Annotated in this window: 15 protein-coding genes and 1 tRNA gene; 7 read left to right on the top strand and 9 right to left on the bottom strand. The window is 72.1% G+C overall.

Annotation, left to right across the window (positions count from 1 at the left end; translation table 11 throughout):
- Positions 1-17 precede the first annotated feature (17 nt).
- A complete protein-coding gene (locus tag F1615_RS21605; RefSeq protein WP_149550679.1) occupies positions 18-1,232 on the bottom strand; it encodes an acyl-CoA dehydrogenase family protein in 1,215 nt (404 codons plus the stop codon).
- A gap of 6 nt (positions 1,233-1,238) precedes the next feature.
- The gene (locus F1615_RS21600; RefSeq protein ID WP_149550678.1) at positions 1,239-2,261 is read right to left on the bottom strand and encodes a phosphotransferase family protein; all 1,023 of its coding nucleotides are present in this window, start codon (positions 2,259-2,261) and stop codon (positions 1,239-1,241) included.
- A 197-nt stretch (positions 2,262-2,458) separates the two neighbouring features.
- Between F1615_RS21600 and F1615_RS21595 the strand changes: the two genes are divergently transcribed.
- Positions 2,459-3,388, top strand: coding sequence for an NADP-dependent oxidoreductase (locus tag F1615_RS21595; protein ID WP_149550677.1), 930 nt, complete (start codon positions 2,459-2,461; stop codon positions 3,386-3,388).
- Between the two features lie 158 nt (positions 3,389-3,546).
- Here F1615_RS21595 and F1615_RS21590 read toward each other — a convergent pair whose 3' ends face one another.
- From F1615_RS21590 to F1615_RS21580, 3 genes are read right to left on the bottom strand one after another with little or no spacing between them, the layout of a single operon-like run.
- On the bottom strand, positions 3,547-3,882 hold the full coding sequence (locus F1615_RS21590) for a DUF202 domain-containing protein (protein ID WP_149550676.1): 336 nt from the start codon (positions 3,880-3,882) through the stop codon (positions 3,547-3,549).
- Positions 3,879-4,271 carry a YidH family protein gene (locus F1615_RS21585; RefSeq protein ID WP_149550675.1) on the bottom strand — a complete coding sequence of 131 codons (393 nt, stop codon included), beginning with the start codon at positions 4,269-4,271 and terminating at the stop codon, positions 3,879-3,881. The genes F1615_RS21590 and F1615_RS21585 overlap by 4 nt, the downstream gene beginning before the upstream one ends.
- 10 nt (positions 4,272-4,281) lie before the next feature.
- Positions 4,282-4,830, bottom strand: a complete 549-nt coding sequence (locus F1615_RS21580; RefSeq protein WP_149550674.1) for an NUDIX domain-containing protein — start codon at positions 4,828-4,830, stop codon at positions 4,282-4,284.
- Positions 4,831-5,084: 254 nt separating this feature from the next.
- On the opposite strand from F1615_RS21580, the gene F1615_RS21575 reads away from it, so the two are divergent.
- From F1615_RS21575 to F1615_RS21560, 4 genes are all read left to right on the top strand, one after another.
- On the top strand, positions 5,085-6,035 hold the full coding sequence (locus F1615_RS21575) for a hypothetical protein (protein ID WP_149550673.1): 951 nt from the start codon (positions 5,085-5,087) through the stop codon (positions 6,033-6,035).
- A gap of 54 nt (positions 6,036-6,089) precedes the next feature.
- On the top strand, positions 6,090-7,631 hold the full coding sequence (locus F1615_RS21570; protein WP_149550672.1) for an APC family permease: 1,542 nt from the start codon (positions 6,090-6,092) through the stop codon (positions 7,629-7,631).
- A 76-nt stretch (positions 7,632-7,707) separates the two neighbouring features.
- Complete coding sequence (locus tag F1615_RS21565; RefSeq protein WP_149550671.1) at positions 7,708-8,463, top strand: molybdopterin-dependent oxidoreductase; 756 nt, start codon at positions 7,708-7,710, stop codon at positions 8,461-8,463.
- Complete coding sequence (locus F1615_RS21560; protein WP_149550670.1) at positions 8,447-9,070, top strand: cytochrome b/b6 domain-containing protein; 624 nt, start codon at positions 8,447-8,449, stop codon at positions 9,068-9,070. Before F1615_RS21565 ends, F1615_RS21560 begins: the two co-directional genes overlap by 17 nt.
- Before the next feature lie 70 nt (positions 9,071-9,140).
- Here F1615_RS21560 and F1615_RS21555 read toward each other — a convergent pair whose 3' ends face one another.
- The gene (locus F1615_RS21555) at positions 9,141-10,538 is read right to left on the bottom strand and encodes a gluconate:H+ symporter (protein WP_149550669.1); all 1,398 of its coding nucleotides are present in this window, start codon (positions 10,536-10,538) and stop codon (positions 9,141-9,143) included.
- A gap of 80 nt (positions 10,539-10,618) precedes the next feature.
- Positions 10,619-11,137 carry a gluconokinase gene (locus tag F1615_RS21550; RefSeq protein WP_149550668.1) on the bottom strand — a complete coding sequence of 173 codons (519 nt, stop codon included), beginning with the start codon at positions 11,135-11,137 and terminating at the stop codon, positions 10,619-10,621.
- Between the two features lie 137 nt (positions 11,138-11,274).
- Here F1615_RS21550 and F1615_RS21545 point away from each other — a divergent pair, with 137 nt between their 5' ends.
- On the top strand, positions 11,275-11,976 hold the full coding sequence (locus F1615_RS21545) for a FadR/GntR family transcriptional regulator (protein WP_149550667.1): 702 nt from the start codon (positions 11,275-11,277) through the stop codon (positions 11,974-11,976).
- Here F1615_RS21545 and F1615_RS21540 read toward each other — a convergent pair.
- Positions 11,973-12,347: a YchJ family protein gene (locus F1615_RS21540; protein ID WP_149550666.1), complete on the bottom strand. Its 375-nt coding sequence runs from the start codon at positions 12,345-12,347 to the stop codon at positions 11,973-11,975. The two genes, F1615_RS21545 and F1615_RS21540, sit on opposite strands and share 4 nt — an antisense overlap.
- A 63-nt stretch (positions 12,348-12,410) precedes the next feature.
- Positions 12,411-12,495: transfer RNA gene (locus tag F1615_RS21535), tRNA-Leu, on the bottom strand.
- 200 nt (positions 12,496-12,695) lie between these two features.
- Between F1615_RS21535 and F1615_RS21530 the strand changes: the two genes are divergently transcribed.
- Complete coding sequence (locus F1615_RS21530) at positions 12,696-14,021, top strand: M20/M25/M40 family metallo-hydrolase (RefSeq protein ID WP_149550665.1); 1,326 nt, start codon at positions 12,696-12,698, stop codon at positions 14,019-14,021.
- The last annotated feature ends 32 nt before the right edge of the window (positions 14,022-14,053 follow it).

The following is a 14,053-nucleotide window of genomic DNA, read 5'->3' as shown; positions in this document are numbered from 1 at the left end:
AACACACCTGGAGGCACCTAGAAATACTTCTTCAGCTCCCGGCGCGCCAGCGACCGCTGGTGCACCTCGTCGGGCCCGTCGGCGATCATCAGCGTGCGGGCACCGGCGTACAGCTCGGCCAGCGGGAAGTCTTGGCTGACCCCGCCCGCGCCGTAGAGCTGGATCGCCCGGTCGAGGATGCCGACGACCGTACGAGGCGTGGCGATCTTGATCGCCTGGATCTCGGTGTGGGCACCCCGGTTGCCGACGGTGTCCATCATCCAGGCCGTCTTCAGCACCAGCAGCCGCAGCTGCTCGACGGCCACGCGCGCGTCGGCGATCCAGTTCTGCACCACGCCCTGCTGCGCCAGCGGCTTGCCGAAGGCGTCCCGGGACACCACCCGCCGGCACATCAGCTCGATGGCCCGTTCGGCCATGCCGATCAGCCGCATGCAGTGGTGGATCCTGCCGGGGCCGAGCCGGGCCTGCGCGATGGCGAAACCGCCGCCCTCCTCGCCGATCAGGTTCGACACCGGCACGCGCGCGTGGTCGAAGACCACCTCGGCGTGTCCGCCGTGGTAGTGGTCCTCGTAGCCGAACACCTGCATGGCGCGCTCGACGGTGACGCCCGGCGTGTCGCGCGGGACGAGGACCATGGACTGCTGACGGCGGATGTCCGGCCCGTCCGGGTCGGTCTTCCCCATCACGATGAAGATGCTGCAGTCCGGGTGCATCGCCCCGGAGATGTACCACTTGCGGCCGGTGATGACGTACTCGTCGCCGTCCCGCTCGATGTGCGTGGTGATGTTGGTGGCGTCCGAGGAGGCCACCTCCGGCTCGGTCATCGCGAACGCCGAGCGGATCTCACCCGCGAGCAGCGGCTCGAGCCACTGCTTCCGCTGCCGCTCGTCGCCGAACTGCGCCAGCACCTCCATGTTCCCCGTGTCGGGCGCCGCGCAGTTGGTGACGGTCGGCGCGATCTGCGGTGAGCGGCCCATGATCTCGGCGAGCGGAGCGTACTGGAGGTTGGTCAGGCCGGCGCCGTACCCGTCGTCGGGCAGGAACAGGTTCCACAGCCCCTGCCTGCGAGCCTCGGCCTTCAGCTCCTCGACCACGGGAACGGTCTCCCACGGCGAGGCCAGCCGCTCGCGCTGCTCGTGCGCGACCCGCTCGGCCGGGTGGACGTACTCGTCCATGAAGGCGAGGAGCCTGGCGCGCAGTTCCTCGGTGCGCGCGTCGAACGCGAAGTCCATGTGCCGTCAGCCTTCCTGAAGAGTGGTCAGACCGTGCCCGATGAAGACCGGAACCAGATCGCCGATGCGGTCGAAGCCGCGCCCGACCGTCTGGCCCAGCGTGTAGCGGTAGTGGATGCCCTCGAGGATCACGGCGAGCTTGAACCAGGCGAACGCCGTGTACCAGGAGACCGCGGAGACATCGCGCCCCGACCGCGCGGCGTAGCGCTCGATCAGCTCGGCCGGCGCGGGATGCCCGGGGGCCTCGGCGGTCGTGGAGACGGGGGAGTCCGGCATGCTCAGCGGCATGCTGTACATCACCAGCAGCCCGAGGTCGGTCAGCGGATCCCCGAGGGTGGACATCTCCCAGTCGAGGACGGCCTTGATCTCGTCGTCCTCGCCGATCAGCACGTTGTCGAGCCGGTAGTCGCCGTGCACCACCGTGGGCGCGGGGGAGGAGGGCAGCTCCCGCCCGAGCGCGGCGTGCAGCTCGTCGATGCCGGCCAGCTCCCGGTTGCGGGAGGCGTCCAGCTGCTTGCCCCAGCGCCGCAACTGCCGGTCCAGGAAGCCCTCGGGCCGGCCGAAGTCCGCGAGCCCCACCTCGCCGGGATCGACGGCGTGCAGCTCGACGAGCGTGTCCACCAGGTTCAGCACGGCGTCCCGGGTGCGCCCGGGGCCGAGCGGGGCGAGCTGGCCCGCCGCGCGGTACGGGGTGCCCGCCACGAACTCCATGACGTAGAAGGGGGCTCCGAGCACCTCCTCGTCCTCGCACAGCAGCACCGGGCGCGGCACGGGCACGGCGGTCGGGTGCAGCGCGCTGATCACCCGGTGCTCGCGCCTCATGTCGTGCGCGGTGGCCAGGACATGGCCGAGCGGGGGGCGCCGCACGACCCACCGCGAGCCGCCGTCGGAGACCGCGTACGTGAGGTTCGACCTGCCGCCCTCGATCAGCCGGCCGGAGAGCGGTCCGGTCACCAGGCCGGGCCGCTCCCGTTCGAGCAGGCCGCGAAGCCGGTCGAGATCGAGGCCGGGCGGGTGGTCGGGGCTCATCGTCGCTCCTACGGGCAGATGACAGTACCCGCCTTATGATGCCGACCGGTCGGTATGTCGTCCAGAGCGAGGACGAAACGTGATCGGGCCCACGATAGGCGCTCGCCGCGGCCGCTGCCCGTCCCGCCGTGACGCGAATGGTGTACATCGGGCGATTCGGCTTGCGCGGCGCGGGCGGACCCCGGAGGGTCGGACGCATGAAGGCGATCAGCTACGCACGGTACGGCGGCCCCGAGGTGCTCGAACTCTCAGAGGTCGACGACCCCAAGGTCGGTCCCGACTCGGTGCTGGTGAAGGTGCGGGCGGCGGGCGTCAACCCGGTCGACTGGAAGTGCCGGGAGGGCCATCTGGACCCGGTCCTCCCGGCCGTCTTCCCGGTCGTCCCCGGCTGGGACGTGTCGGGCGTGGTCGTCCGGCCGGGCCCGGCGGTCCCGGAGTTCGCCGCCGGCGACGAGGTGATCGGCTACGTGCGCGAGGACGTCCTGTCCCGGGGCACGTTCGCCGAGTACGTGGCCGCCCCGGTCCGCACCCTCGCCCCCAAGCCGCGCAACCTCTCCTTCGAGGAGGCGGCCGGCCTCCCCCTCACGGGGCTCACCGCGTACCAGGTGCTCCACCGGGTCCTCGGGGTCAAGCGGGGCGAGACCGTCCTGGTGCACGCCGCGGCCGGCGGTGTCGGATCCGTCGCCGTCCAGCTCGCCGCCCACCTCGGCGCCCGGGTCATCGGCACGGCGAGCGAGCGCAACCACGACTTCGTCCGCGGACTGGGCGGGGAGCCGGTGAGCTACGGGGAGGGCCTCGCGGAACGGGTGCGGGGGCTGGCCCCCGAGGGCGTGGACGCGGTGTTCGACTCGGTCGGCGGAGACGCCCTGAAGGTCTCCGCGAACCTCCTCGCCCCGGAGGGCCGCCTCGCGTCGATCACCGACCCGGAGGTGGTGGGCTACGGCGGCCACTACTGGTTCGTCCGCCCCGACCCGCACGACCTGGCCCGCCTGTCCGATCTCGCGGAGCAGGGAGTCCTGACCGTCCACGTCTCACGGACCTTCCCCCTGGACCGGGCGGCGGACGCCCACCGCCTGAGCCAGGAGGGACGGACCCGCGGCAAGATCGTGGTGACGGTACCCGACTGAGCCCGTCCGCCGGTCGAGGACGAGGCCGACCAGCCCGTCCGGCGTTCGAGGACGAGGCCCTTCGGGCCGACCGGGGTTCCAGGGGCGGAGCCCCTGAGGGCGGGAAAGGGAACGGGAAGGGGCGGCGGGGGCGAAGAATCTCCCCGCCACCACCCGGCTCACCCCAGCAGGACGAGCACGGCCCCGGAAACCACCGTCACCACCAGGCACACCACCGCCGCGGCCGCGTACGGCGGAACGAGCGCATCAGGGACACCCCCGCCCGCCAGGGCACGAATCCGCCGATGGGCGACGGCCAGAATCCCGACCCAGCACGCGCAGCACACCGCGCCCGCCACACCCGCCGCCACCGACCCCCCGCCCGCCAGCGCGGCCTTCCCGGCCAGCACGGTCACCACCGTGCTCGACAGCGTCGTACGCCGCCACGCCAGCCGGGTCCGCTCCGGCTGCAACCCGGGATCCCGCTCCACCTCCCGGGCGGCCGCCCCGCTCACTCCTCCCACCCCACGAGCACCACCACGACCATCACCACCGCCACCACCGCCACCACCAGACCCAGCAGCGCCGGGAACCGGGACACCGGCAGATCCTCGCCCCGCCGCATGGCCAGCTCGCACCGGATCCAGTGGTTGACCGCCCGCAACGCGCACAACACCCCCGCGGCGAGCAGCGCCAGCGCGAGCCCCACCCGCCATCCCCATCGCAGATCCGGCAAAAACTGGTCCACGGCGAACCCACCGCCGACCAGCGCGAGCGCTGTACGGAGCCAGGCGAGGAACGTCCGCTCGTTCGCCAGCGAGAACCGGTAGTCGGGCGTCTGCCCCTCCTCCCGCACAGCCGAGGGCGCGAACCACAACCGGACGTTCCGCACGAAGTCGATCATGTCGGCGACCCTACCGGCGCCCGGGCGGCCCGGACCGCCCCGGCCGCTCCGACCGCCACTCCCCGAGCCGCCGGTACGCCTCCAGCCCGTCCGGCACCCACTCCCACCCGCCCTCGGCCACCCGCCGCTCCACCTCGTCCTCCGGCAGGAAGGCGTGCCAGGCCACCTCCTCGGCCTGTGGCCGCACCGGCAGCTCGCAGCGCACCTCGTACACCGCCGACCACCAGGTCCGGCCCGCGCCGTCGTCGTACAGGAACGTGAACAGGTGCCCGGGGCGCGGCAGTCCGCTCACGCCCAGTTCCTCCTCGGCCTCCCGCAGGGCCGCCTCGTCGTATCCCTCACCCGCCGCCACGACCCCGCCGACGAACATGTCGTACAGGGACGGGAAGACGAGCTTGCCCGGCGTCCGGCGGTGGACGAAGACACGCCCCCCGGCGTCCCGGACCAGGACGAAGGCGCACCGGTGGCGCAGACCCCGCGCGTAGGCCTCACCGCGGGGCGCCTGCCCGACCACCCGGTCGTTCCCGTCGACGATGTCGATGATCTCGTCAGCACTCATACGGCCATCCAAGCAGCGCGCCCCGCCCCGCGACCCCCGCCGCCGCACCACCGGGCGACCGACCGGCCGGTGTGACAAGTTGCCTGTTCGTGACCGTAGTTGACGCGTGTAACGCACCGGGCGCCCTTGACGTGATCCGTTGGCTGACGGTTTGCTGTCCGTGATCAGCTCATGGCAGTCGGCAGCCGACCACTGCCGCACCGACCGCCCGCCGTGAGCCGAACCACAAGCAGAGCGCGTGAGGAAGTTCCGCGGTGCCCCCACCCCCGCCTCCCCTCGGCCGTGCCCGCAAACGTGCGGCACAGGCCTTCGACGAGGCTCTCGACGACGCCGAACTCGTCGCGGCGCGGGCCGCGCTGGCGCAGGGCCGATGGCAGAACACCCGCTCGCTGCTGGTGCAGACGGGGGACGACTGGGACCGCCGGGGCCACCGGATCACGGTGCTCGCCCGGGAGTCCTCCTGCGCCGCCTGGGCCAGGGAGTGGCTGCTCGCCGAGCCCGACTCCGGCGACGCCTCCGCGCTGCTCGCCCTGGCGCAGGTGCGGCGCGCGCTGCGCGGCAAGGAGAAGGCGGCCCGCGTCCGCGAGACCTGCCGGCGGGCCGCGGAGCTCCGGCCCGCCGACCCCACCCCCTGGCTCGGCCTGCTCCTCCTCGAGCGCTCCCTGGGGGCTGAGGGCGACGTGGTCCGCATCTTCGAGCAGGTCCGCACGCGGCACGCGGACCACCACCACGCCCACCACCTGGTGGTCGCCTGGCTCGCGGAGCGTCGGGTGGAGGCGGGCCCGGACCCGCTGCACGAGGTGTACGACTTCGCCAACTGGGCCGCCGAGCAGGCCCCCGCCGACTCGCCGCTGGCGATCCTGCCGGTCATCGCGCACGCCGAGCGCTACCGCACCCTGGCCGCCGCCGGGCACGAACCCGCCGACCCCGTCGCCTCGGGCCACTGGGTCGGCCGCCGCGCCCGGCAGGTGATGAAAGCCGCCTTCGACTGGTGGCTGGAGTGGGAGCACGAGGACCATCCGCGCCGGCTGGTCGACCTCAACTTCCTGGCCCACGCCAAGGTCTGCGAGGGCCGGGGCGCCGAGGCCGCCGCCCTCTTCCACCGCATCGGAGACCACGCCACACCCGCCCCCTGGTCCTACCCGGACCGTGACCCCCTGACCGCCTTCCGCACCGCCCGCGCAGCCGCCCTGGGCACGGTCTGACCCCAGCCCCAGCGCCCCCCCCGCACCCACCACCGACCCAAGGACATTCTCGAGATGACGACGGACAGTTCGAGCACGAGCAGGGCAACAGCCGACGGCATCAGTACGTTCAAGGGGCAGGAGCGCGCCCTGCGCGCCGACCGCCTCGGCACGGGGGGCCTGCTGCTCTCCGTCCTCGCCGCGACCGCGCCCCTCATGGTGGTCGCTGGTGTCATGCCCACCACATTCGCGGTGATGGGCATCGTCGGCCAGCCCCTGCTCTTCGTCGTCCTCGGCATCGTGCTGGTGCTCTTCAGCCTCGGCTACGCCGAGATGAGCCGGCACGTCCACAACGCGGGCGCCTTCTACGCGTACATCTCCCGCGGGCTCGGCGGCACCGCCGGCGCGGGCGCCGCCCTGGTCGCGCTCGTCGCCTACAACTCCCTCCAGGTCGGCATCTACGGCATCTTCGGCTTCGAGGTCTCCGGCCTCCTCGCCACCTACGCCGACCTAGAGGTCGCCTGGTGGATCCCCTCGCTCGTGGCCGTGCTGGCCGTCGGCGCGCTGGGCTGGCTGAAGATCGACGTCAACGCGCGCGTCCTCGGCGTCCTGCTGGTCGTCGAGGTGCTGCTGGTCGTCGTCTTCGACATCGCCGCCGTCGCCGACCCCGGCAAGGAGGGCCTGTCGCTGCACGCCTTCAACCCGGACACGCTCACCGGCGCCGGCGTCGGCACCGCCCTGTGCTTCTGCATCGCGGCCTTCCTCGGCTTCGAGCAGGCCCCCGTGTACGCCGAGGAGACCAGCAGGCCGCACGTGCTCGTGCCGCGCGTGATGTTCCTCGCGGTCACCGGCGTCGCCGTCTTCTTCGCCATCAGCAGCTGGGCGCTCACCGTCGCCACCGGCCCCTCCGGGATCGTCGCCACCTCCCAGGAGCAGAGCGCCGGCCTGCTGTTCTTCCTCACGGAGGAACGGCTCGGCTCCACCTTCACCGACGTCCTGCACATCCTCTTCGTGACCGGCATGTTCGCGGCGATGCTCAGCTTCCACAACGTCGTCGCCCGGTACGCCTTCGCCATGGGCCGCGAGGGCCTGCTGCCCGCCGCCTTCGGCCGCACCACCGGCACCAGCGGTGCCCCCGGCACCGGCTCCCTGCTGCAGACCGGCATCGCCGCGGTGCTGGTCCTCGCCTTCGCGCTCACCGACGACAAGCCGGCCGGTGACCCGACCGCGCCCGTCCTGCGCCTGTTCACCTGGGGCGGCAACATCGGCGCGCTCGGCGTGATCGTGCTGATGGCCATCGCGTCCCTGTCCGTCGTCGTCTTCTTCGTCCGGCGCGGCGCCGCGGGCGCGCAGGCCTGGCGGCTGGTCACCTCGTCACTGGCGGGCATCGCCCTGGTGGTGATCGCCGGCTACACGGTCAAGGACTTCGACGTGCTGGTCGGGGCCGGCCCCGACTCCTCCCTGAGCTGGATCCTGCCGGGCGTCATCGCACTGGCCCTCGTCGTGGGCCTGGTCCAGGGAGCGGTCCTGCGCTCCCGCGCCCCCCGGACACACGCCCGCATCGGGCTCGGCAACGAGGCGTTCCAGCTCGAGAAGGAGGCCGAGCGCACCTCCTAGCAGGCGGTGCTTACGGAACTCTGACGGGCACCCGCGATCCCTGGTCCCACGGGGACGCGGGTGCTCGAATGGAGAGGTGAATCCCGAACAGCCGCCGCAAGGCCCGGAATCACCGGACGAGGCAGACGCGCGGGGCAGGCCCGTCGGCCGCCGTGTCCTCCTCGGCACCCTCGGCCTGGGCGCCCTCGGCGTGGTGACCGCGCCCACCCTCCAGCGCGGCCTGGAATCCTTCCTCGCCGGAGCCTCCGAGAAGGACCCCACCGGTCTGACCGGACTGCTCCCGAACGGCGGCGGCTTCCGCTACTACTCCGTCACCTCGTCCGTACCGCGCAGGAACGCCGGAACCTACCGCCTCACCGTCGACGGTCTCGTCGACCGCCCCACGACCTACACCCTGGCCCGGCTGAGGGCCATGCCGCAGACCCGCGTGGTCCGGGACGTCCAGTGCGTCACCGGCTGGCGGGTGCCGGACACGCCGTTCGAGGGTGTGCGCCTGTCCCGGCTCCTGGACGCCGCGGGAGTGCGCCCCGGGGCCGGGGCGGTGCGCTTCACCTGCTTCGACGGCGCGTACTCCGAGAGCCTGACCCTCGACCAGGCCCGCCGCGCGGACGTCCTGGTCGCCCTGCGGATGCGGGACGAGGACATCACGCACGCCCACGGCGGCCCCGCCCGCCTCTACGTGGCCCCGATGTACTTCTACAAGTCCGCCAAGTGGCTCTCCGGCATCACCGTCACCGAGGACGTCGAACCCGGCTACTGGGAGGAGCGCGGCTACGACATCGACGCCTGGGTCGGCCGCTCGAACGGACGCGACGATGAGCCCACGAGCTGACGCCCCGCCCACCACCACGGCCGTCCGGCGCTTCGGCCGCGCCCAGCGGTGGGTGCACCGCACCACCGCCGCGCTGATGGGTCTCTGCGTGGTCACGGCCGCCTGCCTCTACGTCCCCCAGCTCGCCCAGCTCGTGGGCCGCCGCGCCCTCGTGGTCACCGTCCACGAGTGGTCCGGACTGGCCCTGCCCGTCCCCGTCCTCGCCGGACTGGCCTCCCGGGCCTTCCGCGCCGACCTCGGCCGGCTGAACCGCTTCGGTCCGCACGACCGGACCTGGCTGCGGGCCGCCCTGCGCCGCGACAGGCGCCCCTCGTCGCGGCCGGCCGGCAAGTTCAACGCGGGACAGAAGATCTACGCGGCCTGGATCGCGGGCGCCACGCTGGTGATGCTGGGCACCGGCCTGCTGATGTGGTTCACGGCTCTCACCCCGCTGGTCTGGCGCACCAGCGCGACCTTCGTGCACGACTGGCTGGCGCTGACCGTCGGCATCGTCCTCGCCGGGCACATCGGCATGGCCCTGGCGGACCCCGAGGCCCGCCGCGGCATGCGCACGGGCTCGGTCCGCCGGGAGTGGGCGCAGCGGGAGCACCCGCTGTGGCGCCCCTGACGCGACGGGCCCGCCCGCCCCTGGACGGGGAGCGGGCGGGCCTCGGGTGCCGTGCGCCGGGACGGACCGGCTAGATGATCAGTGACAGCAGCAGGACGAAAGCGCCGGCGACCACGGAGATGATCGTCTCCATGATCGACCACGTCTTGATCGTCTGACCGACGTTCAGCCCGAAGTACTCCTTCACCAGCCAGAAACCGGCGTCGTTGACATGGCTGAAGAACAGCGAACCGGCACCGATCGCCAGCACCAGCAGGGCGGCGTGGGTGGTGGACATGTCGGCCGCGAGCGGCGCCACCAGACCGGCCGCCGAGACGGTCGCCACCGTCGCCGACCCGGTCGCCAGCCGGATCGCCACCGCGATCAGCCAGGCCAGCAGCAGTGCCGGGATCGACCAGTCCTCGGAGATGTCCAGGATCATCCGGCCCACGCCGGTGTCGATCAGCGTCTGCTTGAACCCACCGCCCGCGCCGACGATCAGCAGGATGCCCGCGATGGGCGCGAGCCCCTTCTCGACCAGGGACGAGATGCGCTCACGGCTGAACCCGGCGGGCACACCGAGGGTGAAGATGCCGACCAGCACGGACGCGAGCAGGGCGATCAGCGGGGAGCCGATCACGTCGAAGACGCGCTGCACGGCGTTCTCCGGGTCGTCGATGACGATGTCGACGAGCGCCTTGGCGAGCATCAGCACGACCGGCAGCAGGATCGTGGCCAGCGTCGCGCCGAAACCGGGGCGCCTCTGAAGGTCCTCGGACGGCCGCTGCGGGATCATCCGCTCCGGCGCCGGGACGTCCACCCAGCGGGCGGCGTACTTGGAGAACAGCGGGCCGGCGATGACCACCGTCGGTATGGCGACGAGCACGCCCAGGGCCAGCGTGACACCGAGGTTGGCGCCGACGGCGTCGATCGCGACCAGCGGGCCGGGGTGCGGCGGGACCAGACCGTGCATCACGGACAGGCCGGCGAGCGCGGGGATGCCGATGCGCATCAGGGAGTAGTTGCCGCGTTTGGCGACCATCAGCACCACGGGGATCAGCAGCACCACGCCGACCTCGAAGAACAGCGGCAGACCGATCACCGAGGCGATCAGCACCATCGCCCACGGCATGGAACGGCCGCCCGCCCTCTCGAGGATGGTGTCGACGATCTGATCCGCGCCGCCGGAGTCGGCGAGCATCTTGCCGAGGATCGCGCCGAGGGCGATCAGGACGCCCACACCGGCGACGGTGGAGCCGAGGCCGGCACTGAAGCTGGTGATCACCTTGTCCAGCGGCGCCCCGGCGAACGCGCCGAGCGCCAGCGACCCGATGGTCAGCGACAGGAAGGCGTGCAGCTTGAACTTGGTGATGAGCAGGACGATGACGGCAATGCCCGCCAGGACGGCGATGCCCAGCTGAGCGTGGCCGGCCGAGGTGATCGGCTCGGGTGCGTCCGCTGCCAGCATCTCGACGCTGAGTCTGGTCACGGTGGTTCCCTTGTGTGTACGGGGATCGGGGAGCAACCGGGGCGGAGGGGGCGCCCCGGCGGGAGGGTTCGGTCAGGGACCTACGGGGTGGGCCCGGGGAGGGTTTCCAGGGCGGTGGCCGCCCGCTCGGTGATCTCCTCGGGGCTGCCCGCCACGTCCACGGCGACCCCGGCCTCGTCCGGCTCCAGCGGCTGGAGCGTGGCGAACTGGGAGTCGAGCAGTGCCGTGGGCATGAAGTGCCCCTGCCGGTGCGACATCCGGTCCTCGACGAGCGCGCGGTCACCGGTGAGGTGCACGAAGACCACGCCGGGCGCGGCGGCCCGCAGCCGGTCGCGGTACGACCGCTTCAGCGCCGAGCAGCTGACCACCCCGCCGTGACCCGCCCGCCCGTGCGCCCACTCGCCGATGGCGTCCAGCCAGGGGCGGCGGTCGTCGTCGGTGAGCGGGGTGCCGGCCGTCATCTTCTCGATGTTGGCCGGCGGGTGGAAGTCGTCGCCCTCGGCGTACGGGACGTCGAGCCGCGCCGCGAGCAGGGGACCGATGGTGGTCTTGCCCGTGCCCGCGACGCCCATGATGACGACGACATGGGGGGTGTTCATCGCTGCCTCACTGTCTGCTGTCTTCGTCGACGCGTGATGTCGACGGCAACTGAAGCTGATTAATAGGACAACTTCAAGAGTCTGTGACGTATAAGTCTGACTTTTTATCCGCGTGATCCGCCCCGTACTCTGAGTGCATGAGCACCACGGGCCGGGGGCTGCACGGCCGCGTTCTGGACACCCTCGGCCCCGAGATCACCGCAGGCGCATACCCGCCCGGCAGCGTCCTCCGCACCGACGAGCTCGCACAGCGTTTCGACGTGTCGCGTTCCGTGATGCGGGAGGTGGTCCGCGTCCTGGAGTCCATGCACCTGGTCGAGTCCCGGCGCCGCGTCGGCGTCACGGTCCTGCCGGCCCGCGAGTGGAACGTGTACGACCCCCAGGTCATCCGCTGGCGCCTGGCCGGCGCGGACCGGCCCCGGCAACTGCGCTCGCTCACGGTGCTGCGCTCGGCGATCGAACCGGTCGCGGCGGGCCTGGCCGCCCGCAACGCCACGGCCGAGCAGTGCGCCGAACTCACCGAGTGCGCCCTCGGCATGGTCGCCAACTCGCGCGGTCACCGGCTGGAGGGGTACCTCTTCCACGACATGGCGTTCCACCGCGTCATCCTGACCGCCTCGGGCAACGAGATGTTCGCCCGCCTCGGCGACGTCGTCGCCGAGGTGCTGGCCGGCCGCACCCACCACGACGTGATGTTCGAGGACCCCGACCCGGCGGCCGTCACCCTCCACGTCCAGCTCGCCGAGGCGGTCCGCGAGCGCGACGCCGCCCGCGCGGAACGGCTCACCCGCGAGATCACCGAGGGCGCCCTCCAGGAACTGGACATCCTGGCGCCCTAGACCGGGAACTCCCCGTCGACGTACACCCACGCCCCGTCGACCCGCTCGAACCGGCTGCGCTCGTGGAGCGAGCCGCCGCGGTAGGACGCCCGGAAGGTCACCGTCCCGGTGGAGTGGAAGGCGGACCCGGCGGCGGTCTCCAGGATCTCCAGTCCGGTCCAGCGCATCCCGGGATCGAAGTCGATCCGCTCCGGCCGCGTCCGCGGATGCCAGGTCCGCAGCAGATACCCGCCGTCCTGCCGTACGAACGCGCAGTACCGCGACCGCATCAGCCGCTCGGCGGTCGGAGCGGCGGCGGCTCCGGCGTGGAAACGGCCGCAACAGGCCTCGTACGCCTCGGAGAGCCCGCAGGGGCAGGAACGAGCGGTCATGGTCACCTCCGCGACAACGCCGTGAGGGCCGCGACCTCGCGGTCGCGGCCCTCACGCTTCATGTGTCCGAGGGGGGACTTGAACCCCCACGCCCGATAAAGGGCACTAGCACCTCAAGCTAGCGCGTCTGCCATTCCGCCACCCGGACAAGGTGTCTGTCGCGCGGGTTTCCCCCCGCGGCGACGACGTAAACATTACCAGGTGTTCCGGGGTGGCCGATCACCCCGCCCGCCCGCGTCGTCGTGTGAACGGCGCGTGACGGGCCGGGCGGGGTCTTGGGGCGCGCCGCCGGGGGAGAGAGGATGAGGACGACCCACCAGCGGGAACACCAGCAGCGGGAGGAAGCACGTGAGCGAGACGGACACGGCCAAGGGCGTCACCGGTGAGGACGAGGTCGTGGACCTCTGCCGCGAGCTGATCCGGATCGACACCAGCAACTACGGCGACCACTCGGGCCCCGGAGAGCGCAAGGCGGCCGAGTACGTGGCCGAGAAACTCGCCGAGGTGGGACTCGAGCCGAAGATCTTCGAGTCGCACCCGGGGCGCGCCTCCACGGTCGCCCGGATCGAGGGCGAGGACCCGTCCCGGCCCGCGCTGCTCATCCACGGCCACACCGACGTCGTCCCGGCCAACGCGGACGACTGGACCCACCACCCCTTCTCCGGAGAGATCGCCGACGGATGCGTGTGGGGGCGCGGGGCGGTCGACATGAAGGACATGGACGCGATGACCCTCGCGGTCGTCCGCGACCGCCTGCGCAGCGGGCGCAAGCCCCCGCGCGACGTCGTCCTCGCCTTCCTCGCGGACGAGGAGGCGGGCGGCACGTACGGCGCCAAGCACCTGGTGCGCGAGCACCCCGATCTGTTCGAGGGGGTCACCGAGGCGATCGGCGAGGTCGGCGGGTTCTCCTTCACCGTCAACGAGAAGCTGCGCCTCTACCTCGTCGAGACCGCCGAGAAGGGCATGCACTGGATGCGGCTCACCGTCGACGGCACCGCGGGCCACGGCTCGATGACCAACGACGACAACGCCATCACCGAACTGTGCGAGGCCGTCGCCCGGCTCGGCCGGCACACGTGGCCGGTCAGGGTCACCAAGACCGTACGGGCCTTCCTGGACGAGCTCTCCGACGCGCTCGGCACCGAGCTCGACCCGGAGAACATGGACGAGACCCTCGCCAAGCTCGGCGGCATCGCCCGCATGATCGGCACCACCCTGCGCAACTCGGCGGCGCCCACCATGCTAGGCGCCGGCTACAAGGTCAACGTCATCCCCGGCCAGGCCACCGCGCACGTCGACGGACGCTTCCTGCCCGGCTACGAGGAGGAGTTCCTCGCCGACCTCGACCGCGTCCTCGGCCCGCGGGTAAGGCGCGAGGACGTGCACTCCGACAAGGCCCTGGAGACCGACTTCGACGGCAGGCTCGTCGACGCCATGCAGAGCGCGCTGAGCGCCGAGGACCCGATCGCGCGGGCCGTGCCGTACATGCTCTCCGGCGGCACCGACGCCAAGTCCTTCGACGACCTCGGCATCCGCTGCTTCGGGTTCGCGCCGCTGAGGCTCCCCCCGGAGCTGGACTTCGCGGGCATGTTCCACGGGGTCGACGAGCGGGTTCCGGTGGACGGCCTGAAGTTCGGCGTGCGGGTGCTCGACCGTTTCCTGGACGCGTCCTGAGTCGATTGACCGATGAACCCGATAATCGTGCA

Origin of the sequence: Streptomyces marokkonensis (assembly GCF_008312835.1) — a bacterium.
Classification (GTDB): Bacteria; Actinomycetota; Actinomycetes; order Streptomycetales; family Streptomycetaceae; genus Streptomyces; species Streptomyces marokkonensis_A.
Note: the sequence above shows the minus strand (reverse complement) of the source record. Positions and strands in the feature narration are given on the sequence as shown.

Excerpts from the sequence above, each read along its gene's own strand:
- F1615_RS21605 (WP_149550679.1), bottom strand. The coding sequence starts at position 1,232 with ATGGACTTCGCGTTCGACGCGCGCACCGAGGAACTGCGCGCCAGGCTC.
- F1615_RS21600 (WP_149550678.1), bottom strand. The coding sequence starts at position 2,261 with ATGAGCCCCGACCACCCGCCCGGCCTCGATCTCGACCGGCTTCGCGGC.
- F1615_RS21595 (WP_149550677.1), top strand. The coding sequence starts at position 2,459 with ATGAAGGCGATCAGCTACGCACGGTACGGCGGCCCCGAGGTGCTCGAA.
- F1615_RS21585 (WP_149550675.1), bottom strand. The coding sequence starts at position 4,271 with ATGATCGACTTCGTGCGGAACGTCCGGTTGTGGTTCGCGCCCTCGGCT.
- F1615_RS21580 (WP_149550674.1), bottom strand. The coding sequence starts at position 4,830 with ATGAGTGCTGACGAGATCATCGACATCGTCGACGGGAACGACCGGGTG.
- F1615_RS21570 (WP_149550672.1), top strand. The coding sequence starts at position 6,090 with ATGACGACGGACAGTTCGAGCACGAGCAGGGCAACAGCCGACGGCATC.
- F1615_RS21560 (WP_149550670.1), top strand. The coding sequence starts at position 8,447 with ATGAGCCCACGAGCTGACGCCCCGCCCACCACCACGGCCGTCCGGCGC.
- F1615_RS21550 (WP_149550668.1), bottom strand. The coding sequence starts at position 11,137 with ATGAACACCCCCCATGTCGTCGTCATCATGGGCGTCGCGGGCACGGGC.
- F1615_RS21545 (WP_149550667.1), top strand. The coding sequence starts at position 11,275 with ATGAGCACCACGGGCCGGGGGCTGCACGGCCGCGTTCTGGACACCCTC.
- F1615_RS21540 (WP_149550666.1), bottom strand. The coding sequence starts at position 12,347 with ATGACCGCTCGTTCCTGCCCCTGCGGGCTCTCCGAGGCGTACGAGGCC.